This is a genomic window from Mycobacterium sp. SMC-4 (genome assembly GCF_025263265.1).
GTDB lineage: Bacteria > Actinomycetota > Actinomycetes > Mycobacteriales > Mycobacteriaceae > Mycobacterium.
In genome coordinates this window covers 218332-239870 of the sequence record NZ_CP079869.1, presented here as the reverse complement: position 1 = coordinate 239870, position 21539 = coordinate 218332, and the positions used below count along the sequence as shown (strand labels likewise).

The window sequence follows — 21539 nt, the reverse complement described above, 5'->3', positions numbered from 1 at the left end:
ATCAGACCAGCTCAGAACCGTTTTTTGGTCGAAAATCCGCCATCGGCCAACCGCCTGGTTGGTGATCTGAGCCAAATCGCCCGCGGCCGCTTTGCACTCAAGTTACCCGGCGGTATAGTTAAGGGCAGTTACTGGTGGGTAACTTATCGCACGAGTACCCAACCATCAGGTGGCGCGCACTCAATGAGGAGGAATGGCCATGGGCCACTACAAGAGCAATGTTCGTGACCAGGTATTCAACCTGTTCGAGGTCCTCGGAGTCGACAAGGCTCTCGGCCAAGGCAGCTTCACCGACCTCGACGTCGAAACTGCCACCGAAATGCTGGGCGAGATCGCCCGCCTCGCCGAGGGTCCCGTCGCCGAGTCGTTCGCCGAGGGCGACCGCACCCCGCCGGTCTTCGACCCCAAGACCCACACCGTGACGCTGCCCGAAGGCTTCAAGAAGTCGGTGCGCGCCGTCGTCGACGGCGGCTGGGACAAGCTGTCGGTCAGTGAGGAACTGGGCGGGACCCCGATGCCGCGCGCGCTGTCGTGGGCATTGCAGGAGCACATCCTCGGCGCCAACCCCGCGGTGTACATGTACGCGATGGGCGCCGGATTCGCCGACATCTTCTACCACCTGGCCACCGACGAGCAGAAGAAGTGGGCTCAGCTGGCCGCCGATCGGGGCTGGGGCTCGACCATGGTGCTCACCGAGCCGGACGCCGGCTCCGATGTCGGCGCGGGCCGCACCAAGGCGGTCCAGCAGCCCGACGGCACCTGGCACATCGACGGCGTGAAGCGGTTCATCACCTCGGCCGATTCCGACGACCTGTTCGAGAACATCATGCACCTGGTGCTGGCCCGCCCCGAGGGCGCCGGCCCCGGCACCAAGGGGCTGTCCCTGTTCTTCGTGCCGAAGTTCCTCTTCGACCCGGAGACCGGTGAGCCCGGCGAGCGCAACGGCGTGTTCGTCACCAACGTCGAGCACAAGATGGGCCTGAAGGTCTCGGCCACCTGTGAGCTCTCGCTCGGCCAGCACGGCACCCCGGCGGTGGGCTGGCTCGTCGGCGAGGTGCACGAGGGCATCGCGCAGATGTTCGACGTGATCGAGCAGGCCCGGATGATGGTGGGCACCAAGGCGATTGCGACGTTGTCCACCGGCTACCTGAATGCTCTCGAGTACGCCAAGGACCGCGTCCAGGGTGCCGACCTGACCCAGATGACCGACAAAACCGCGCCGCGGGTGACCATCACCCACCACCCCGACGTCCGACGGTCGCTGATGACGCAGAAGGCCTACGCCGAGGGGCTGCGCGCGCTGTACCTGTTCACCGCGACCCACCAGGACGCCGAGGTCGCCAAGATGCTGCACGGCATCGAGCCCGAGTTGGCGGTCAAGGTCAACGACCTGATGCTGCCGATCGTCAAGGGCGTGGGTTCGGAGCAGGCGTACGCCAAGCTGACCGAAAGCCTGCAGACCCTCGGCGGTTCGGGGTTCCTGCAGGACTACCCGATCGAGCAGTACATCCGCGACGCCAAGATCGACTCGCTCTACGAGGGCACCACCGCGATCCAGGCCCAGGACTTCTTCTTCCGCAAGATTGTCCGCGACAAGGGTGTCGCGCTGGCCCACGTGTCCGGCCTGATCGAGCAGTTCGTGAAGAACGAGTCGGGTAACGGCCGGCTCAAGGCCGAGCGTGCGCTGCTGGCTACCGCGCTGCAGGACGTGCAGGGCATGGCCGCGACGCTGACCGGCTACCTGGTGTCGGCGCAGGAGAACCCCGCCGAGATCTACAAGGTGGGCCTGGGCTCGGTGCGCTTCCTGATGAGCGTCGGCGATCTGGTCATCGGCTGGCTGTTGCAGCAGCAGGCAGCCGTGGCGATCGAGAAGCTCGACGCCGGTGCGCAGGGAGATGACCGTGCCTTCTACGAAGGCAAGGTCGCGGTGGCGTCGTTCTTCGCCAAGAACTTCCTGCCGCTGCTGACCAGCACGCGCTCCGTTTTGGACAACCTCGACAACGAGGTGATGGAGCTGGACGAGGCGGCCTTCTAGACCCGCGCTGCCCGTCCATCAACGCCCAAGACGCCCCCGGACTCTTCCCGGGGGCGTCTTGCATGTCCGGGTCCGGTCTGCCCGCGAGCAGTCGCGCAAGCCCCCAATTCAGGCCGATTTAGTGGATGTGCGTCTGCTCGGCACAGGGACGGAGGTAAAAAGGGCGGGTTCGGGAGGACACTGGGCGCGTCACCTTAGTCTCGCGCGGCCGACTTTCATCCCTCATCGGCTCTTTGGATCAGTCACTCCCGAACCCGTCGTACTGGTAATACTACGCCGACTGTGACGGAGATAACAGTCAGAGACTCCACCGAATCTTCAGTCGGTGGCGGCGACCGACCGCAGCACCGCGCGAGTGTGCGCCCGGCCCTCGGCCGAGCTGTCGAACGTCGCGCCGACGAACTCATCCACGCCGGCCGCGCGCAACCCGGCGACCTGATCGCGCACCGTCGCCTCGTCGCCGATGATGGCGGCGTCCTCGGGCCCGGCGAACCCCTCCCGGTCCAGCATCGCGCGGTATGACGGCAAGGCTCCATACATCGCGAACTGTTCGGCGGCCTGCTTGCGCGCACCGTCGACGTCGTCGGTGACGGCCACCGGCAGCGCCGCGACGACGCGCACCTCGCTTTCCTTGCGTCCGGCGTCGGCGGCTGCCTGCCGCAGGGTCGGGCCGATGTGGTCGCGCAGGGTCACCGGGCCCGTCATCCATGTGCAGGTGCCGGTCGTGCGGCGGCCCGCCAGCCGCAGCAGCTGCGGACCGAGCGCGGCGATGTAGACGTCGGGACGGGGCGCACCGGGAATCAGAAGCGCGCCGCGCGTGGTGACCGTCTCGCCGGACGCGTCCGCGGATTCACCGGCCAGCAGCGGCAGCAGCCCGTCGAGGAACTCGTTGAGCCGCCGTACCGGTTTGTCCCACGGGATACCCCACATGCCCTCGGTCACGGCGGCGTGCGTCATCCCCAACCCCAGGATGAAGCGCCCGCCGGAGATCAGGCTGAGCGTCAGGGCACGCTGGGCCAGCAACATCGGGTGCTGATTCTGGATCGGCACCACACCGCTGGCCGCCTCGATGCCGTCGACCTCTCGCAGCGCGACCGCCAGCACAGTCAGCAGGTCCGGCTCGTAGGGCATCTGGCTCAACCAGACCCGCCCGAACCCCTCGTCGCGCAACTGGGCCAGATAGTCCACCGTGGCGTCAACCGGCCTGTCGAAACCGCTGAGCTGTCCGAACATGCTGATCTGCATGGTTCCGAACGTACTCATCACCGGCGAACAAAAAAATAAGAGCCCCGTGTTGCCGTCGGGTCGGGGGGTCAGACGGCAACACGGAGCTATCCCATGTATCGGCGGCTGGCCGAGGGGCGTTACACGGTTTCGGACAATTTTTTCGCCGGATTCCGCAGGACCCCGCGCCCGGCCTCCGACGTGCGCAAACGTCGCCGCGGCGGGTCTGGGGTCACCCGTCGCCGGGAGGTGGTGTGGCTCACATCACCCCCGTGGATCGTCAGGCTTCCAGAATCGCGGTGACGCCCTGCCCGCCGGCCGCGCACACCGAGATCAACCCCCGCACCGGTTGCCCAGTCTCGGCCTTCTTCTCCGCGAGCTGTTTGGCCATCTGGGCCACGATGCGTCCACCGGTGGCGGCGAACGGATGTCCGGCCGCCAGCGAGGACCCGTTGACGTTGAGCTTGGACCGATCGATCGAGCCCAGCGCACTGTCCAGGCCCAGCCGCTGCGTGCAGTACTCCTCAGACTCCCACGCCGCCAGCGTGGCCAGCACCACCGAGGCGAAGGCCTCGTGGATCTCGTAGAAGTCGAAGTCCTGCAACTTCATGCCGTTGCGCTCGAGCATCCGCGGCACCGCGTAGGTCGGGGCCATCAGCAGCCCGTCGCGACCGTTGACGTAGTCCACAGCCGCGGTCTGGCTGTCGACGAAGTAGGCCAGCACCGGGATCGAGTGCTCGGCGGCCCACTCCTCGGAGGACAGCAGCGCCACCGATGCACCGTCGGTGAGCGGTGTGGAGTTGCCGGCGGTCATGGTCGCGTCGCCATTGCGCACACCGAACACCGGCTTGAGCTTGGCCAGCTTCTCCGGTGACGAGTCCGGCCGCAGGTTGTTGTCCCGGTAGAGCCCGAGGAACGGCGTCACCAGGTCGTCGAAGAAACCGCGGTCGTAGGCGGCGGCCATGTTGCGGTGGCTGGCCGCAGCCAGCTCATCCTGATCGACTCGCTTGACCCCCATCTCCTTGGCGGTCACCGCGGCGTGCTCACCCATCGACATACCGGTGCGCGGCTCGCTGTTGACCGGAATCTCGATGCCCAGCGACGCGGGAAGTCTGCCCACGAGTTTGAGCCGCTCGAGGTTCGACTTGGCGCGACGCAGCCCGAGCAGCACCCGGCGCAGGTCGTTACCGATCGCGATCGGGGCGTCCGAGGCAGTGTCGACGCCGCCCGCCGCCGCCACCTCGTAGCGGCCTCCGGCGATGCCGTCCGCGGCCGAGATGGCCGCCTGCAGCCCGGTCCCGCAGGCCTGTTGGAGGTCGAACGCCGGAGTGTAGGACGACAGCGAGCTGCCCAGCACGCATTCGCGCATCAGGTTGAAGTCCGCGCTGTGCTTGAGGACCGCACCGCCGATCACCGCGTCGAGTCTCTCGCCGCCCAGATTGAACCGGTCGGCCAGCCCGTCGAGGACGGCGGTGAACATGTCCTGGTTGGACGCCTTCGCGTACGCGCCGTCGGAGCGCGCGAAGGGGATTCGGTTGCCTCCGAGGACGGCCACCCGGCGGGTGGAGTTGCTGTCGGCCACGTCTATTGCCTCCCGGCTTGCTCGTCAGTGTCGAGGGTCATACTACCCACTGTTCTTACTCTGGAGTAAGTTCGTGAGGGATGCGACAGTGCGGGTAACCCCTTCACAGTCGTCATGAAGACATACCCGGTATTTCCCCCAGGTCATCAGAAAGGCAGCGTTGTGGCTTCCGATCTTCTCTCCCAGGTCGTCAACTCCGGACCGGGCTCATTCCTGGCCAAACAACTCGGTGTCCCTCAGCCCGAGCCCCTGCGGCGCTATCGGCCCGGTCAGCCACCCTTGGAGGGTTCGCTGCTGATCGGCGGACAAGGCCGTGTCGTCGAACCGTTGCGGGAGGCGTTCACCGAGGACTACGACGTCGTGGCCAACAATTTGGGCGGCCGCTGGGCCGATAAGTTCGGCGGTCTGGTCTTCGATGCGACCGGCATCACCGAGCCCGAGGGCCTCAAGGCGCTCTACGAATTCTTCACCCCCGTGCTGCGCAACCTCGGCCGGTCGGCCCGAGTCGTCGTCGTCGGCACCACACCCGACGAGATCGGTACCGCCCACGAACGCACCGTGCAGCGGGCCTTGGAGGGTTTCACCCGGTCACTGGGCAAGGAACTGCGCAACGGGGCGACCGTCGCGCTGGTCTACCTGCATCCGGACGCGAAACCGGGCGCCAGCGGCCTGGAGTCCACCCTGCGCTTCATCCTGTCCGCCAAATCGGCCTACGTCGACGCGCAGGTGTTCCGGGTCGGCGCGGCCGATTCCACCGCGCCGGAGGACTGGGACAAGCCGCTCGACGGCAAGGTCGCGCTCGTCACCGGCGCCGCTCGCGGAATCGGTGCGACCATCGCCGAGGTGTTCGCCCGCGACGGCGCGAAGGTGATCGCGGTGGACATCGAGAGCGCCGCGGACGCACTGGCCGACGTGGCCCAGAAGGTCGGTGGCACCGCCCTGCCCCTCGATGTCACCGCGGCCGATGCTGTCGAGCAGATCACCGCGCACGTCAAGGAACATCATGGGGGCCGGCTCGACGTGCTGGTCAACAACGCCGGCATCACTCGCGACAAGCTGCTGGCCAACATGGACGAAAGCCGCTGGGATTCCGTACTGGCTGTCAATCTGATTGCACCGCTCCGTCTTTCGGAGGGATTGGTGAACAACGGAACGCTCGCCGAGAACGGCCGGATCATCGGCTTGTCCTCGATGGCAGGTATCGCCGGCAACCGTGGCCAGACCAACTACGCCGCGACCAAGGCCGGCATGATCGGCCTGACCGACGCGTTGGCACCGGAATTCGCCGCGAAGAACATCACCATCAACGCCGTGGCGCCCGGCTTCATCGAGACCAAGATGACCGACGCCATCCCGTTGGCGACGCGCGAGGTCGGCCGACGACTGAACTCGCTGTTCCAGGGCGGACAGCCGGTCGACGTCGCGGAAGCCATCGCGTACTTTGCCAGTCCGGCGTCCAATGCGGTGACGGGCAACACGATTCGGGTGTGCGGACAGGCATGGTTGGGCGCATGAGCGGAGCTCGCGGAGCGAATCGACCGGCCATGAGCGGAGCTCGCGGAGCGAATCGACCGGCCATGAGCGGAGCTCGCGGAGCGAATCGACCGGCCATGAGCGGCGAGGGCGACCAGCAGCCGTCGGCGGCACGCAACCTTGCGCTGGCGGTGGCCGGCGCGCTTCCGCTGGTGCCGCGCAGCGACACCCTGCCCCAGCGCACCCTGACTGTGCGGGACCTGAAGATAGACGCGGCCAATGTCGCCGACTACTGCCACGTGACCGGTTTACGGTTCGGTGACAACGTGCCGCTGACCTATCCGTTTGCGCTGACCTTCCCGACGTTGATGGCGTTGATCACCGGCTTCGACTTCCCCTTCGCAGCAATGGGTTCGGTCCACCTGGAAAACCACATTACCCAGCATCGACCGATCACGGTGTCTGACACCGTGTCCGCTTCGGTGCGTGCGGAGAACATGCGCGAGCACCGCCGCGGTCTGCTGGTCGACATCCTGACCGATGTCAACGTCGGCAACGAGACGGCGTGGCAGCAGGTCACCACGTTCCTGCATCAGCAGCGCACCAGTCTGTCCGACGAGCCCAAGCCGCCGCCGCAGAAGCAGCCCAAGCTTGGACCGCCGAATGCGGTAGTGCGCATCACGCCGGGCCAGATTCGCCGTTACGCATCGGTGGGCGGGGACCACAACCCGATCCACACCAACGCACTTGCGGCCAAACTGTTCGGCTTCCCGACCGTGATCGCGCACGGCATGTTCAGCGCTGCTGCGGTGCTGGCCAATATCGAGGGCCAACTGCCCGATTCGATGCGTTACTCGGTGCGTTTCGCCAAACCGGTGGTACTGCCGGCCCGCGCTGGGCTGTACACCCGGCGTCACGGGGAGGGCTGGGAGTTGACCTTGCGGCATCTGACCAAGGGCCATCCGCACCTGACCGGCACGGTCGATCCGCTGTAGACGGCTCGACGAGGGTGCCCTCACCGTCGTAGTCGCGCCCATCGGCGCGACAGTGAGGGCACTTTCGCCGATGCTGCTAGGACTGCTCCACCGCAGACGGCGTGACGCCAGCGTCGCTGGGCGAACCCTTCAGACCCCGCCACATCAGGTTGATCATCAGCTCGGCGGCCTCGTCGGCGTCGGCATCGCCGGTGCTGACCCGTGAGGCCACGGCTTCGCCGGCGCCCACGAGAGCAACTGCCATCATGTCGAAGTCGGTGTCCGGGCCGGGAAACCGGGTGCCCGACCGCAGCAACCCGCCGACCAACTCGATGATGCGTTCACGCCCTTCCCGCACGGTATGGGCGAACCGTTGCGAACTGGTCGCCTGCGTGTAGAGCACCATCCACGACGCCCGGTGCTCGTCGATGTACTTCAGGAACGCCAGCACCGCGCTACGCAGCAGTTCTTTGGGCGGGTCGGCAAAGTCGATCTTGCTGCGTACCTCGTCGACGAACCGGCGCAGCTCGCGGTCCAGGCACGCCCCGAACAACTCCTCTTTCGACCCGTAATACAGGTAGAGCATCGGCTTGCTGATCTGCGCCTCGGCGGCGATCGCGTCCATCGATGTCTCGTGGAATCCGTTCACCGAGAAGATCTGCACCGCGGCGTCGAGCATCTGCTGCTCGCGGACAGCACGCGGCAAGCGCTTGGTTCCACCCGCCATTGATCGTGCCTTCCTCGCTGGGTGCCCCGACCGAGCGGGCACCGGTTTTCCCACCCAGGGTAAGCAACCGGGCCGATCAGCAGCGCGGAGATGGCCCCTTCATGGCCGCGATGCGCATCACCGCCGCGTCGACGCCCGACATCGCCAGCTCACCGGAGTCGACGGCCTGCTCCAGCCGGTCGAGCACCGCCGGCACCTCCGCGGTCGTCAGCCACAGCGCCACGTCGGCGCCGGCCTGCAGGCTTCGTAGCACCGCATCGACCACACCCAAGCGATCGGTGATCGCTCGCATGCCCGACAGGTCATCGGTGAACACCAGTCCGTTGAACGGTGGGCCACCGTAGTCGCCGGACCGCAACAGCCCGTAGGCCTGCGGGCTCAGGCTCGCCGGTTCACTGCCGGTCAGGCCCGGAACTTCCATGTGACCGACCATCACGCCGACCGGCGCCTGCGTGGTCAAGGTGCGGTATGGCACCAGATCAGCATCCTGGAGCTGCTCGATCGGCGGGGTCGTCACCCCGGCGGTGTGCGAGTCACCTGAGGCGCTGCCGTGGCCGGGGAAGTGCTTGAGCACCGGCAACACCCCGCCGTCGCGCAGCCCGCGGGCGTAGGCACCGGCATATTCAGTGACGGTGGTGGGATCCGAGCCGAACGAGCGGTCCCCGATCACCGAGTTCGGCGCCGCGTCGGTGATGTCGACCACCGGCGCGAAGTCGATCGTGATCCCCAGCCCGCGCATCTGCCGGCCGCGGTCCAACGCGATCTGGTAGACCTCGTCGGCGGACATGCTCTGGGCCAGGACCCGGGGCGCCGGCTGGGTACCGATGATCGACGACAGCCGCGACACCCGGCCGCCTTCCTCGTCGACGCTCACTGCCAGCGGCAGTGGTCCGGCCGACGCGGCGATCTCGGCCAGCGCGCCACTGGTCAGCATCGACAGATCGGTCCAGCTGCCGACCATGATGCCGCCGACATGATGGCCGTCGACGACAGCACGCGCGTCGGCGGCTCCATTGACCCCGACCATCAACAGTTGGGCCAACTTGTCTCGGGTCGACATCGCGGCCACCACGGCAGCCGGATCCCCACACACGGGCGCGGCGGGGACGGGAGCCTGCGGCGGCGGCGCGGCCGGTCCCGCGGCCGTCACGGGTGCAGCATTGGCTCGCGGAGGCGCCGGAACCTCTCCAGCCGAGGAGCAGGAGACCAGCAACGCAACCGTGCTCAACGCACCTATCAGGACTTTCGGCACCATCTGCAGTGTCGGCGGCACAACCATCGTCCTGACCCTAGTGAAAACCGCAGCCGGTATCCACGACCCGGGCCGTGCCGGCGTCGACGGGTGCACCTTGGGTCGGTGCCCGTCGAGCCTGCTCAGCGTCGTCGGACATGGGCTATGCGGGCCGCCGACCAGTGCTGATCGCGGCGCCGACGCGTCGATGTACGAGCCGGACCGCTGCCGGCCCTCGTGTAGTTTGTGGCTCATGGATCGGTTTCTCGTGCCCGCTGCTGCCAGCCTGGTCGTCGGCCTGCTGCTGGGCGCGGCCGCCGTCTTCGGGGTGACACTGATGGTGCAGCAGGACACCCGGCCTCCGTTGCAAGCCGGCGATCCGGCGTCGTCGGTACTCAATCGGGTTGAATACGGCGACCGGCGCTAGCCCGTCCACCGAGCCGCTCTCGCGGCGCTGGCTGTGGGTGGCCGCTGCGGCGGCGCTGATCCTGACCTTCGCCCAGTCGCCCGGACAGATCTCACCCGACACCAAGCTGGATCTGACAGCTAATCCGCTGCGCTTCCTGACGCGCGCCTTCACGCTGTGGAACAGCGAGTTGCCGTTCGGACAGGCGCAGAACCAGGCTTATGGCTACCTGTTCCCGCACGGAACATTCTTCCTGGCCGGCGATGTGCTGGGCCTGCCCGGCTGGGTGATCCAGCGGCTGTGGTGGGCGGTACTGCTGGTCATCGGCTTCTGGGGAGTGCTGCGCCTTGCCGAAGCTCTCGGTATCGGCAGTCGCACCTCCCGGATGATCGCCGCGCTGGCCTACGCCCTGTCGCCGCGGGTGCTCACCACATTGGGTGCGATCTCGTCGGAGACGCTGCCGATGATGCTCGCACCGTGGGTGCTGTTGCCGATCGTGCTGGTGCTTCAGGGCAGGACCGGAGGGGTGGGAGAAGACCAGGGCGATGCACGGATTCGGCTACTGGCGGCCCGCTCGGCGCTGGCGATCGCCCTGATGGGCGCGGTCAACGCGATGGCGACGCTGTCAGCGTGTCTGTGCGCGGTGGTGTGGCTGTGCTGCCACCGCCCCAACAAGGTGTGGCGACGCTTCGTCGCCTGGTGGCTGCCGTGCGTCGCGCTGGCGACCGTGTGGTGGGTCGTCGCGCTGTTGCATCTCGGCCGGATCAGCCCACCGTTCCTGGATTTCATCGAGTCCTCGGGCGTGACCACCCGGTGGATGTCGCTGACAGAGATGCTGCGCGGCACCGGCGCCTGGACGCCTTATGTCGCGCCGACCGCCACGGCCGGGGCGCCGCTGGTCACCGGAACGGTGGCGGTACTGGCGACGACGCTGGTCACCGCGGCCGGGCTGGCCGGGCTGGCACTGCGCAGCATGCCGGCCAAGGGCCGGCTGATCACCATGCTCATGGTCGGCGTGGTGTTGTTGGCTGCCGGCTACGCGGGCGGCCTGGGGTCCCCGGTGGCGCAGTCGGTTCAGGCTTTCCTCGACGCTGACGGCACACCGCTGCGCAACCTGCACAAACTCGAACCACTGCTGCGGTTGCCGCTGGTGCTGGGGCTGGCCCACCTGCTGGGCCGGGTGCCGCTGCCCGGAAGCGTGCCGCGGCCGGTGTGGCGCCAGGCCATCGCCCATCCCGAAGACGACAAGCGAGTCGCCGTCGCCCTGGTGGTGATCTCCGGAGTGCTGGCCGCCAGCTCGCTGGCCTGGACCGGCCGCCTCACCCCGCCGGGGGCATTCGACGCAATCCCGCAGTACTGGCACGACGCCGCGGCGTGGCTGGACGACCACAACGCCGATGGACGGGTTCTGGTGGCACCCGGCGCACCGTTCGCCACCCAGACGTGGGGTAACTCCCGCGACGAGCCGCTCCAGGTGCTCGGCGACAGCGCATGGGGCGTGCGGGATTCCATACCGCTGACCCCGCCGGAGACCATCCGCGCCCTCGACTCGGTGCAGCGGCTGTTCGCCGCCGGCCGGCCGTCCGACGGGCTGGCCGACACCCTGACCCGGCAAGGCATTTCCTATGTGGTGGTGCGCAACGACCTCGACCCCGACTCGTCGCGCTCGGCGCGGCCCATCCTGGTGCACCGGGCCATCGACGGTTCACCGGGGCTGACGAAGGTCGCCGAATTCGGCGCTCCGGTCGGACCGGGCACCCTGGAGGGTTTCGTGGCCGACAGCGGCCTGCGACCCCGCTACCCCGCCGTGGAGATCTACCGGGTCGACGACGCCGACGCGCCGATGGCGCCCTACGTCGTCGACGCCGACGCACTGCCGCGGATCGACGGCGCCCCAGAAGCGCTGCTGCGCCTCGACGAACGTCGGCGGCTGACCGGAGAGTCTGCGCTGGGTCCCGCCTTGCTCACCCAGGATGCGCTGCGCGCCGGACTGCCGGCGCCGCTGACCACGGTCACCGACACCCCGGTGGCCCGCGAAACCGATTATGGGCGCGTCGACGACCATTCGTCGGCCGTACGCGCCCCCGGGGACCCGCGCAACACCTACAACCGGGTCCCCGACTACCCCTCCGAAGGGGCCGAGCCGGTATCCGGGCGGTGGTCGGGCGGCCGGATCACGGTGTCGAGCTCGGCCGCCGATTCCACCGCGCTGCCCGATGTCTCCCCCGCCTCGGCGGCCCCGGCAGCGATCGATGCCGACGCCGCGACCAGTTGGGTGTCGAATTCGCTGCAGAACGCCGTCGGACAGTGGCTGCAGGTCGACTTCGACCGGCCGCTCACCAACGCGACGCTGACCATCACTCCCAGCGCGACCGCCGTCGGCGCGCAGGTACGCCGACTGGAGGTCTCGACGGTCAACGGCACCAGCACCGTACGGTTCGAAGACCCGGGCGAGCCGTTGACCGTCGCACTGCCTTACGGTGAGTCGCCCTGGGTACGGATCACCGCGGTCGGCACCGACGACGGTTCCCCCGGAGTGCAGTTCGGTATCACCGAGCTCAGCCTCACCCAGTACGACGCGAACGGTTTCGCCCACCCCGTGAGCCTGCGCCACACCGTCGATGTTCCCGGCCCGCGGCAGCAAAGCACAGTGGCGCAATGGGATCTCGGCACCGAACTGCTGGGACGATCCGGCTGCGCCGACAGCCCGACCGGGACCCGCTGTTCGGCTGCGATGGCGCTGGCCTCCGAGGAGCCGGTGAACCTCAGCCGCATGCTCACGGTGCCCGAACAGACCGAGGTGACCCCGACCGTATGGGTGCGTGCCCGGCAGGGCCCCAATCTCGCCGACGTGATCGCGCAACCGGAAACTGCTCGCGCATACGGTGATTCCGATCTGCTCGACGTGCTGGGTTCGGCGTACGCTGCCACCGACGGTGACCCCGACACCTCGTGGACCGCGCCGCAGCGCGTCGTCCAGCCCCGCACTCCGCCGACCCTGTCGATCAGCCTGCCGGGCCCGCGCAACGTCGCTGCGGTGCGCGTGACACCGAGCGAGTCCGCGCTGCCGGCGCGTCCCAGACTGATCGCCATCGACCTTGGGGACGGTCCGCAAGTGCGTCGCCTGACCGCCGGTACCGAAACCCTGCGGCTCAAGCCCCGCCTCACCGACACCGTCCGGGTGTCCCTGCTGGACTGGGACGACGTGATCGACCGCACCGCATTGGGATTCGACCAACTCAAACCACCCGGGCTGGCAGAGATCGTCGCACTGGATTCGCGTGGGGCGACACTGGACGCCGCCGACGCCTCGGCGAATCGCCTGCGCCGCATCACAATTCCCTGTGGACGTGGACCGATCATCGGAGTGGCGGGCCAGTTCGTGCAGACGTCGGTGAGCGCGACGGTCGCTGACCTGCTGGACAACCGACCCATCGCAGCGCAACCCTGCAGCAGCGAACCCATCGCTCTGCCCGCCGGCGAGCAGGAGCTGCTGGTCAGCCCGGGACCCACCTTCATCGTCGACGGAATCCGGCTGCACACCCCGCACGCTGACCGGATTTCCTCGGCGACAACGACATCGGTGGCCGTCGAACAGTGGGACAACAACCGGCGTGAGGTGCGCGTCGAGGCGTCCGATGCGGATCGGCTGTTGGTCATACCGGAGAGCATCAATCCCGGCTGGGTCGCCCGTACCACCGCCGGCACCGATCTGACACCGATCACCGTCAACGGCTGGCAACAGGGCTGGGTGCTGCCGGCCGGACCGGATGCCACCGTGACGATGACGTTCGAGTCCAACACCAGCTACCGGGTCGGGCTGGTCGCCGGCCTGGGCCTGCTGCCGGTCCTGATCGCGCTGGCGTTCGTGCCGATCCGGCGCCGCGGCACAGTCGGCGGGGTGGGCCAGGTGTGGCAACCGGGTCCGGTGGCGGCAACCGCGGCGGTCACCGCAGTGGGCGCCGTGGTCTCCGGACTCGCCGGGGTGGCCACAGCGCTGGTCGTCGTCGGCCTGGCCCACCTACTGGGCCGACGCGAGAAGGTGTTCGACGCGGTGACCGTCACGTCAGCGGCCGGCGGACTGCTGCTCGCCGGGGCGGTGCTCAGCCAGAACCCGTGGCGGTCCGTCGACGGCTACGTCGGCCACTCCGCCGGTGTGCAGCTGCTCGCGTTGATCTCGGTGCTGGTGGTCGCGGCCTCGGCGATCCCGCACCGTCAGCGCGGCACCGTGGCTGCGACGGACTCGTCGACCGAACTGTCCAGCGGGGTCGGGTCGTGGCGCAACTCCCAGCGTCGCAACGCGTTGCGCGACGGCGACTCGATCAGCCCGTAACTGACCGCGGCGATCGCGGTGCCGAACAGCAGCGTCAGCGTCAGCACGATGGTGAAGTGGCCGTTGAACGGAAACTCGCCGATCATCGGAAACACCATCGCCAACGCGGCCAGGTGCCATACGAACAACCCGTAGGACCACCGGCCCAACGTCACCATCGGCGCGCTGCCCAGCAGTCGGTGCGCGGTGTCGGGACGGTCCAGCACCAGCGGGGCCAGCAATGCCCCGGCCACCACGGCACCCATCGCGTTCTTGAGCATGACCTGGCCGATCGAGCCGGGGTGCAGTCCCTCCATCCCGGCCAGCGGGGAGGCGGCGATGCCGAACGCCACCAGGGCCAACCCGGCCATCAGGATCCGCCGTCGCGCCAGGCGGTGCGGCCACCCGACCGGGCTCACGGTCAGCTCGGCGAGCACCATGCCCGCGGCGAACCAGGAGAAGAAGGCCGGCGGCCAGTTCCACAGGTTGTGACCCGATGCGCCGTCGAACGGGATGACCACCCAGAACAGACTGACCACCGCCACGGTGATGAGCACCGGGATCCGCGCCCGAACCGGAAGCCGCCGGGCCAGCAGCGCCAGAAACGGCAGCACCAGATAGAAGCTCATCTCCACCGACAGGCTCCACATCTGGGTCAGCCCTGAGGTCAGCGTCAACGGCACGTAGATCTGCGTCAACGTGAGATTGGCCAGCCACACGGTGATATCACCGCTGGTGTCGGGCATCAGCGCCATGATCACGACCACGGCGACCAGGTAGCCGGGCATGATCCGCACCAGCCGAGAGCGCAGGTAGTGACCGGTGGCGGGCCGCTCCCGCAGACCGCGCGCCGCCGCGGCGTGACCGCGCCACAACAGGAAACCCGACAACGCGAAGAACACCGCGACCGCCAGATCGAAGCGGCCGAGAATGCGTCCGACGACCCCGCTGCTGTACCCGGTCTGGAACGCCACGTGGGTGACGACGACCCCGATGGCCGCGCACGCGCGCATCCCTTCCACGGCCGGCAGGAAGCTGCGGGTCCCGCCGACGGCGTCGGCGCCGGTTGCGGTCATGACCCACAGTGTGCCGCGCAATCCGTCGGCGCAGAAAACGGCGCAGGAAAAGACTGCGAAACGGGTAGTCAGAGAGCGCGGGACGACGACCCTGCACTACGGGTCGTAGTGAGCGCCGACCTTAATCTGTGCTGTTAGGGTCGAACGGGTTTGCCGTCACACACAGGCACCTGACGATCACCGGACCCACCATGGCGGGGCGCGAAGGGAGACACGGTATTGAACCGCGCAGTTGCGCTGAGGATCGCCGCGTGCGGAATCATGGGTCTGGGCGCCGCCCTTCTCATCGCGGCCCTGCTGCTGAGCACCTACACCCGCAGCCAGATCTCCAAGATTCCGCTCGACATCGACTCCACGCTGGTCAGCGACGGCACCGGAACCGCATTCGACCCCGCGTCGCTGTTGGGTGAGCGGTTCGTCGTCAACGAAGACGTTCCGCTGGTCCTGCAGCGTCAGATCAGCGTCGAGTCGCCGGCCAACGCCGAAGTGGTCACCCTGCAGGTGGGTAGCTCGCTGCGCCGTACCGACCAGCAGCAGGACAACGGTCTGCTGCTGGCGATGGTCGACACCGTCACCGTCGACCGCAGCGACGCCGAGGCGGTGTCCACCGAGAACAACCCGGGTGGCGCGGTGCAGCGGCCGCGCGCGCTGGAGGACGAGGCGCCGCCGACCAACGTCGCGCTACCGCACGAGGGGTTGACCTACCGGTTCCCGTTCGACACCGAGAAGAAGACGTATCCGCTGTTCGATCCGATCGCGCAGCAACCGTTCGACGCCAATTACTCCGGTGAGGAGGACGTCAATGGGTTGACGACCTTCCGCTTCACCCAGAACGTGGGTCTGGACTCCGACGGCGCGCTGGTCGAACCGGTGCGGTACGCCTCGCTCTACGATGACGACGCCGACAGCCAGGTCACCGCGCGCGCCGCGCTGTGGGGACTCGAAGGTGACCCCGAGGAAATGATCACGATGACGCGGTATTACGCCGCGCAGCGCACCTTTTGGGTCGATCCGGTGTCGGGCACGATCGTCAAGCAGACCGATCGTGGCTTCCACTACTACGCGCGGGAAGCGCTCGAGCCCGAGGTGACGTTCGTCGACTACACCGTGACCACCAACGAGGAGTCGGTCGAGTCTCAGGTCGCGGCCGCGTTCGACGAACGCGACCGGGTGGCGTTGTGGGGTCGCATCTTGCCCATCACCTTCACCGCGCTGGGCTTGGTGGCGTTGATCGGCGGTGCCCTGCTGGGAACGTTCAGCCTGCGCGCCGAGTCGATGCTGCTCGATCCCGGACTCGACGACACCGGTAACCGTTTCTTCGGCGGTCGGGGCGACGAGGGTGAGCCGGTGCCGGGTGCTGAAGCCAAGACCGAGAAACTCCCGGCGCAGCGGCCGTCCGACCTACCGCCGGACCGACCGGTCTGACCGCCCGGTCGGTGGTGGCGCCGGGGTATGCGCTGGCGCTGACCCTGGCGGTGACCGCGCCGCTGGCGGCCCCCGGCTATCTCCTGCTGCGCGACGCGGTGTCGACACCGCGCTCGTACCTGTCCGACACCGCGCTGGGACTCTCCGAAGCGGCGCCGCGGGCGCTGCCCCAGGACTTCGCGATCGCGCTGGCCTCGGCGGTGTTCGACGGCGGCATCGTGGTCAAGCTGCTGCTGATCGCCGGGCTGTGGGCGGCGGGTTGGGGTGCGGCACGTCTGGTCGCGCGCCTGCTGCCCGAGGCCGGGATCGCCGGTCAGTGCGTCGCGGTGACGGTCGCGATCTGGAATCCCTATGTGGCCGAGCGACTGTTGCAGGGCCACTGGAGCCTGTTGGTCGGGTACGGCTGCCTGCCGTGGGTCGCGGTTGTGGTGCTCGGTCTGCGTGGCAATCTCAGCGACCCTGTCACCGTGCCGGTCCTCGGCGGCGTCGGCGCATTGGCCTTCTGGGTCGCGCTGGCCGGATTGACGCCGACCGGCCTCCTGTTGGCCGGCATCGTCGCGATGGGTTGCGCGCTGGCGCCGGGTCAGGGCCGCTCGCGGCTGTGGTGCCTGGCGGTCAGCGCGGCGGTGTCTGTCTGCGCGGCGCTGCCGTGGCTGGTCGCGTCGATGGTGTCCAACGGCTGGGCCGCGCGCCCGGTGAGCGACACCGGGGTCGCGGCGTTCGCGGCGCGTGCCGAACCGGGGCTGGGCACGTTCGGCAGTCTGGCCGGCCTGGGTGGCATCTGGAACGCCGAGGCGGTGCCGGCGTCACGCTCTTCCCTGTTCGCGCTGGTCTCGACGGGGGTGCTGCTGGCTGTGGTGGCGCTGGGTGTACCCCTGCTGGTGCGCCGCCGGATCGCGATGCCGCTGCTGGTGATCGCCGCCGCTGCGATCGTCATTCCCGCGCTGCTGGGCACCGACTCAGGACTGAGTCTCGCCGACAACGTGATTCGCGCCGTGCCGGGGTTGGGGGTGATCCGCGACGCTCAGAAGTGGGTGGCGCTGGCGATGCCGGCCTACGCGCTGGCCGGAGCCGCGACCGTGCTCATGCTGCGGCGGCGACTGCCCGCGGTCGCGGTGGCCGCGGTGTGTAGTGCGGCGATGATCGCGGCGCTGCCGGACCTCGCCTGGGGTGTCGGTGGCCGGGTGGTGCCGGTGCACTATCCGCCGGGCTGGTCGGCCGCGGCAGCGCTGATCAACGCCGATCCGGCGCCGGTGGCCGTGTTGCCGGCCGACAGCATGCGCCGGTTCGCGTGGGCCGGGGAGGCGCCGGTGCTGGACCCGCTGCCGCGATGGTTGCGCGCCGATGTGTTGAGCACAGGTGACCTGACCATCGCCGGGAAGACGGTACCCGGTGAAGGGGCCCGGGCGCGCGAGATACAGGGTCTGCTGCTGGCCGGCGCCGACCGGGCCGAATTGGCGGCTGCGGGCGTGGGGTGGGTGGTGGTGCACGAGCCCGGCCCGTACCTGGACCTGCCGGTGGCCTATCGCGACGACGACCTCGCGGTGTACGAGATCGGTGGCGCCGCACCCGGTTCGCCGCACCGCGCCGTCATGATCGCCGCGCACACCGGGTGGCTCGGGCAACTGCTGGCGGGTCTGATCGCGATGCTGGTCGGGTCACGCGGTGCACACCGAGGGCACCATCACATAGACCGGCCACAGCGCGGTGACCAGCAGGTAGGCGGCCAGGTCGGCCCCGGCGGGTAATTGTGGCTGCAGCAGATCTTCCAGCGCCCGGACGTCCTCGACCCCGAAGAATGCCCAGGTTAGGCCGACCATCAGGTACGGGATTGCCGACCACATACCGATCTCGATGACGTCGGCGACGCTGAGCCGCCGGCTCAGCACCCGGCGGAGGAACATCCGTGGCCCTCTCATACCAGGCGCCGGCCCTGTCGGACCCGCCTGCGGACGTCGGCCAGCAGCACATGGGTGCTGCCCTGGCGGACGAACCCGGGCAGGAACCGGTTGACGAGCGCGACGGACAGGAAGAGTTGCTCGAAGAGCCACTGACGCGACCGGCCCCACGACAGTCCGACCGCGTCCCGGAACACCGGCGCCAAGAACCCGATGGTGAGGAACTTCAGCAGCGGCCGAAAGGGCAGCGCCAGCACAGGGTTGATCATCCTCAGGTTCACCAAATCGGACAGGAAGCTGCCGACGACCTCGTCGACGACGATGCGATCGCATGCGTCATCCCAGAATCGGTCGAAGTCGGCCCGGGTCGGCGGCCATTGGTCCTCGGTGACCTGCAGGGTGGTGCCCAGCGGCCAGGCCGACCGGTAGAACTGCTCGGCCTGTTGCGCGGTCAGCTTTCCGCGCAACAGCTGGTAGGTGTCCTCCAGACCGACGAACAGGCAGGCGGCCACCCACATCTGCAGGTCCCGGTCGAACGCGTTGTAGCGCACCGGGCTGGTCGCATCGGACTTGACGTGTCGATGCGATTCGTCGACGGCGTCCCGGAACGCCGCGCGGTCGTCGTCGGATCCGAGCACCGCAACCGCCAGATACTGGAAGGTGGTCCGTGCCCGCTTCCAAGGGTGCTTCATCAGGCTGCCGGAGTCGACCTTGCTCTCCACCACGCCGTGTCCGACCCCGGGCAACGACAGCTGCATGACCACGTTGGCCGCCCCGGCGGCGAACGACCAGAAGTCCATCGCGTCGGCGACAGTGACGGTCTGGTCGGGGTCCCAGCGGGCGGTGCGGCGGCTGATGTGAATGCGCGTACGGCTCATAGTGCGCACAACTGGGCGGCGATGAGCACGGGCCAGAACACTACCGAGCCGACGATCGCGACGGGTTTGTCCAGTCCCTCGACGTGCGCGAACGTCTCGGATCGCGAGACCGCCCATATGACGCCGAGCATCAGGTACGGCGTGCCCAGCAGTACGGCTGCGCCAATCCATTCGGCGACGGTCATGCGGTAGTCGAGCACCCGGCGCAGCACGTCCTGCATGGCAGCTATGTTAATGAGCATTCGAGCGGATGTACGCGAATTCGCCGACGCTCAGATGATGCCGCTGACTCGTTCTCCGCGGCGCACCGACTCCAGTACCGCGTGCATGGCCTCGGCGCTCTGCGCCCAGGAGAACTCGTCGCTGCGCAACTGGGCCTTCATGCCGAGCTGTTCGCGCAACACCCGGTCGGTCAGCAGCGTGTCCAGCCCCTCCACCAGGCCAACGAGATCGTCGACGAGGGTCCCGGTCACACCGTCGACGATCGAGTCGGTCAACCCACCGGAGGCGCGGTAGCCGACGGTCGGCACGGCGTGCTGAGCGGCCTCCACCACCGCCAGACCCCAACCCTCTTTGCGAGAGGGCAGTACGTGAACCCAGCTGCGTTGCAGCACAGCGTGTTTGGTGTTGTCGTCGACGTGGCCATGGAAGGTCACGGCATCGCGGATACCCAACCGGGAGGCGTGGTCGACCAGCCGGTCGGCCCACCAGCCGCTGCCCAACACGTCCAGGTGCAGCTGCGGGATGCGGTCGCGCAGCAGGGCGACGGCCTCCAGCGCGTCCTCGATCTGCTTATGCGGCACCAGCCGCGACAACACCACCACCCGCGGGGTGGGCGACCGCGGAGCGGTCAGCGTGTCGGCCGGGGCGGCGTCCAGGCCGTTGCGCACCACCGCGATGTGGCCGGTGTGGACCCCGAGCGCGGTCAGGTCGCGGGCCGACGGCAGCGACACGGTGACGTACTGGTTGCCGCGGTGTGCCCGCGGCGACACCCGCGACTCGACGAACCAGCCGATCCGGCCCATGACCGGACCCGCGACCGGCCATTGGTCGCGGTGGCAGTGGTGCACCAGCACGACCACCCGCCGCCGGTAGATCAGCCGCGCCAGGAACGGCAGCCCGTTTTGGGTGTCGATCACGACGTCGGGGCGCACGCGTCGCAGCGGTCCGACACGGAGGCGAGCCAACGCCATCGCCACCAGTGCCCACACGTAGACCGAGTACCGGCCCCCGGCGCGCTGGACCCGCACCCCGTCGACCACCTCGCGACGGGGGGCGCCACGGTAGCGCGCGGTGCGCAGCGTCACCCGGACGCCGGCGTCGGCAAGCTGCGCGCCGATGCGCTGCAGGTATGTCTCACTACCGCCGCCCTGGGGGTGGCCGATGTCCCGCCAGCACAGCAGCAGCACAGAGGAGACGTGTGCGGTCGCACCGGGGCTGTCAGACATCGCCACTCAGCGTAACTGCGTGCGTAGGGTGACCGGGTGGTCGCTACCGCTCTGTTCGCGCGACGGGCGACGTTCGCGCGCTCGGTCCGTCTGCTCGCGGCGTTCCGGTTCGAGCGCAGCGAGCCCGACCGGTTCTACGGCGCGCTGGCCGCCGACACCGTCGCGCTGGTCGGGGATCTGTGGCGGTCGGTGTCCGGGAGACCGATCGCGGGTCTGACCCTGCTCGATGTCGGCGGCGGGCCCGGCTACTTTGCGACGGCGTTCGCCGACGCCGGAGTCCACTACCTCGGGGTCGAGCCCGACCCCGAGGAGATGCACGCCGCGCCGCACACCCCGGCCGGTCGCCGCGGGGCATTCGTGCGGGCCTCCGGGATGGCGTTACCGTTCGCCGATTCCAGCGTCGACATCTGCCTGTCGTCCAACGTCGCCGAGCACGTGCGGCAGCCCTGGCTCCTGGGCGACGAGATGCTGCGCGTGACGCGGCCGGGCGGACTGGTGGTGTTGTCCTACACCGTGTGGCTGGGACCGTTCGGCGGGCACGAGATGGGGCTGACGCACTACCTGGGCGGACGGCGGGCGGCCGACCGCTATGCCCGCAAACACGGCCGTCGACCGAAGAACGACTACGGTTCGTCGTTGTTCGCGGTGTCGGCGGCCGACGGGTTGCGCTGGGCTCATGAGACCGGCGCGCTGGTCGCCGCTTTTCCCCGCTACCACCCGCGATGGGCCTGGGGCCTCACCCGTGTGCCGGGCCTTCGGGAATTTCTGGTGAGCAATCTGGTGCTGGTGTTACGGCCGTCTTGACGGTCGTCTTGCAACAGGTTCTCGTTTCGTCGATCGCTCGGTAGTG

General features: G+C 68.5%; 17 protein-coding genes. 8 read left to right on the top strand and 9 right to left on the bottom strand.

Going from position 1 to position 21539, the window contains the following annotated elements:
* The first annotated feature begins 199 nt into the window (after nucleotides 1-199).
* Complete coding sequence (locus tag KXD98_RS01170) at nucleotides 200-2035, top strand: acyl-CoA dehydrogenase (protein ID WP_260765477.1); 1836 nt, start codon at nucleotides 200-202, stop codon at nucleotides 2033-2035.
* A 318-nt stretch (nucleotides 2036-2353) separates the two neighbouring features.
* Here KXD98_RS01170 and KXD98_RS01165 read toward each other — a convergent pair whose 3' ends face one another.
* Entirely contained in the window at nucleotides 2354-3280 is a 927-nt protein-coding gene (locus KXD98_RS01165) for a TIGR03564 family F420-dependent LLM class oxidoreductase (RefSeq protein WP_260761487.1), read from the bottom strand.
* 259 nt (nucleotides 3281-3539) lie between these two features.
* Entirely contained in the window at nucleotides 3540-4841 is a 1302-nt protein-coding gene (locus tag KXD98_RS01160; RefSeq protein WP_260761486.1) for an acetyl-CoA C-acetyltransferase, read from the bottom strand.
* Between the two features lie 162 nt (nucleotides 4842-5003).
* On the opposite strand from KXD98_RS01160, the gene KXD98_RS01155 reads away from it, so the two are divergent.
* Both KXD98_RS01155 and KXD98_RS01150 read left to right on the top strand, forming a co-directional pair.
* A complete protein-coding gene (locus KXD98_RS01155) occupies nucleotides 5004-6356 on the top strand; it encodes a 3-oxoacyl-ACP reductase (protein ID WP_260761485.1) in 1353 nt (450 codons plus the stop codon).
* Between the two features lie 95 nt (nucleotides 6357-6451).
* Nucleotides 6452-7309 (top strand): MaoC/PaaZ C-terminal domain-containing protein, encoded by an 858-nt coding sequence (locus tag KXD98_RS01150; protein ID WP_260761484.1) that lies wholly within the window; start codon nucleotides 6452-6454, stop codon nucleotides 7307-7309.
* A 76-nt stretch (nucleotides 7310-7385) separates the two neighbouring features.
* On the opposite strand, the gene KXD98_RS01145 is transcribed toward KXD98_RS01150, so the two are convergent.
* On the bottom strand, nucleotides 7386-8015 hold the full coding sequence (locus KXD98_RS01145) for a TetR/AcrR family transcriptional regulator (RefSeq protein WP_260761483.1): 630 nt from the start codon (nucleotides 8013-8015) through the stop codon (nucleotides 7386-7388).
* A gap of 76 nt (nucleotides 8016-8091) precedes the next feature.
* Entirely contained in the window at nucleotides 8092-9294 is a 1203-nt protein-coding gene (locus tag KXD98_RS01140) for a glycoside hydrolase family 3 N-terminal domain-containing protein (protein ID WP_260761482.1), read from the bottom strand.
* 205 nt (nucleotides 9295-9499) lie between these two features.
* Here KXD98_RS01140 and KXD98_RS01135 point away from each other — a divergent pair, with 205 nt between their 5' ends.
* A complete protein-coding gene (locus KXD98_RS01135; RefSeq protein ID WP_260761481.1) occupies nucleotides 9500-9673 on the top strand; it encodes a DUF2613 domain-containing protein in 174 nt (57 codons plus the stop codon).
* Nucleotides 9651-13985 (top strand): DUF3367 domain-containing protein, encoded by a 4335-nt coding sequence (locus tag KXD98_RS01130; protein WP_260761480.1) that lies wholly within the window; start codon nucleotides 9651-9653, stop codon nucleotides 13983-13985. Before KXD98_RS01135 ends, KXD98_RS01130 begins: the two co-directional genes overlap by 23 nt.
* On the opposite strand, the gene KXD98_RS01125 is transcribed toward KXD98_RS01130, so the two are convergent.
* On the bottom strand, nucleotides 13868-15040 hold the full coding sequence (locus KXD98_RS01125) for an acyltransferase (RefSeq protein WP_260761479.1): 1173 nt from the start codon (nucleotides 15038-15040) through the stop codon (nucleotides 13868-13870). The genes KXD98_RS01130 and KXD98_RS01125 overlap by 118 nt on opposite strands.
* A gap of 219 nt (nucleotides 15041-15259) precedes the next feature.
* On the opposite strand from KXD98_RS01125, the gene KXD98_RS01120 reads away from it, so the two are divergent.
* Both KXD98_RS01120 and KXD98_RS01115 read left to right on the top strand, forming a co-directional pair.
* The gene (locus tag KXD98_RS01120) at nucleotides 15260-16465 is read left to right on the top strand and encodes a DUF3068 domain-containing protein (protein WP_260761478.1); all 1206 of its coding nucleotides are present in this window, start codon (nucleotides 15260-15262) and stop codon (nucleotides 16463-16465) included.
* Between the two features lie 14 nt (nucleotides 16466-16479).
* Nucleotides 16480-18213: a hypothetical protein gene (locus tag KXD98_RS01115; RefSeq protein WP_260765476.1), complete on the top strand. Its 1734-nt coding sequence runs from the start codon at nucleotides 16480-16482 to the stop codon at nucleotides 18211-18213.
* Here the strand turns inward: KXD98_RS01115 and KXD98_RS01110 are convergent.
* Genes KXD98_RS01110 through KXD98_RS01095 form a run of 4 tightly spaced genes read right to left on the bottom strand, consistent with a single transcriptional unit; the run spans nucleotide 18124 to nucleotide 20689 of the window.
* Entirely contained in the window at nucleotides 18124-18369 is a 246-nt protein-coding gene (locus tag KXD98_RS01110) for a hypothetical protein (RefSeq protein ID WP_260761477.1), read from the bottom strand. The genes KXD98_RS01115 and KXD98_RS01110 overlap by 90 nt on opposite strands.
* 11 nt (nucleotides 18370-18380) lie before the next feature.
* On the bottom strand, nucleotides 18381-19241 hold the full coding sequence (locus KXD98_RS01105; RefSeq protein WP_260761476.1) for an oxygenase MpaB family protein: 861 nt from the start codon (nucleotides 19239-19241) through the stop codon (nucleotides 18381-18383).
* Nucleotides 19238-19462: a hypothetical protein gene (locus tag KXD98_RS01100; protein WP_260761475.1), complete on the bottom strand. Its 225-nt coding sequence runs from the start codon at nucleotides 19460-19462 to the stop codon at nucleotides 19238-19240. The genes KXD98_RS01105 and KXD98_RS01100 overlap by 4 nt, the downstream gene beginning before the upstream one ends.
* Nucleotides 19463-19513: 51 nt before the next feature.
* Nucleotides 19514-20689, bottom strand: a complete 1176-nt coding sequence (locus tag KXD98_RS01095) for a glycosyltransferase family 4 protein (RefSeq protein ID WP_260761474.1) — start codon at nucleotides 20687-20689, stop codon at nucleotides 19514-19516.
* A gap of 36 nt (nucleotides 20690-20725) precedes the next feature.
* Here KXD98_RS01095 and KXD98_RS01090 point away from each other — a divergent pair, with 36 nt between their 5' ends.
* Nucleotides 20726-21493 carry a class I SAM-dependent methyltransferase gene (locus tag KXD98_RS01090; protein WP_260761473.1) on the top strand — a complete coding sequence of 256 codons (768 nt, stop codon included), beginning with the start codon at nucleotides 20726-20728 and terminating at the stop codon, nucleotides 21491-21493.
* Nucleotides 21494-21539 lie beyond the last annotated feature (46 nt).

Coding starts and splice junctions, on each gene's coding strand:
- KXD98_RS01170 (WP_260765477.1), top strand. CDS start 200: ATGGGCCACTACAAGAGCAATGTTCGTGACCAGGTATTCAACCTGTTC.
- KXD98_RS01165 (WP_260761487.1), bottom strand. CDS start 3,280: ATGCAGATCAGCATGTTCGGACAGCTCAGCGGTTTCGACAGGCCGGTT.
- KXD98_RS01150 (WP_260761484.1), top strand. CDS start 6,452: ATGAGCGGCGAGGGCGACCAGCAGCCGTCGGCGGCACGCAACCTTGCG.
- KXD98_RS01145 (WP_260761483.1), bottom strand. CDS start 8,015: ATGGCGGGTGGAACCAAGCGCTTGCCGCGTGCTGTCCGCGAGCAGCAG.
- KXD98_RS01140 (WP_260761482.1), bottom strand. CDS start 9,294: ATGGTTGTGCCGCCGACACTGCAGATGGTGCCGAAAGTCCTGATAGGT.
- KXD98_RS01135 (WP_260761481.1), top strand. CDS start 9,500: ATGGATCGGTTTCTCGTGCCCGCTGCTGCCAGCCTGGTCGTCGGCCTG.
- KXD98_RS01125 (WP_260761479.1), bottom strand. CDS start 15,040: ATGACCGCAACCGGCGCCGACGCCGTCGGCGGGACCCGCAGCTTCCTG.
- KXD98_RS01110 (WP_260761477.1), bottom strand. CDS start 18,369: ATGTTCCTCCGCCGGGTGCTGAGCCGGCGGCTCAGCGTCGCCGACGTC.
- KXD98_RS01105 (WP_260761476.1), bottom strand. CDS start 19,241: ATGAGCCGTACGCGCATTCACATCAGCCGCCGCACCGCCCGCTGGGAC.
- KXD98_RS01100 (WP_260761475.1), bottom strand. CDS start 19,462: ATGCAGGACGTGCTGCGCCGGGTGCTCGACTACCGCATGACCGTCGCC.
- KXD98_RS01095 (WP_260761474.1), bottom strand. CDS start 20,689: ATGTCTGACAGCCCCGGTGCGACCGCACACGTCTCCTCTGTGCTGCTG.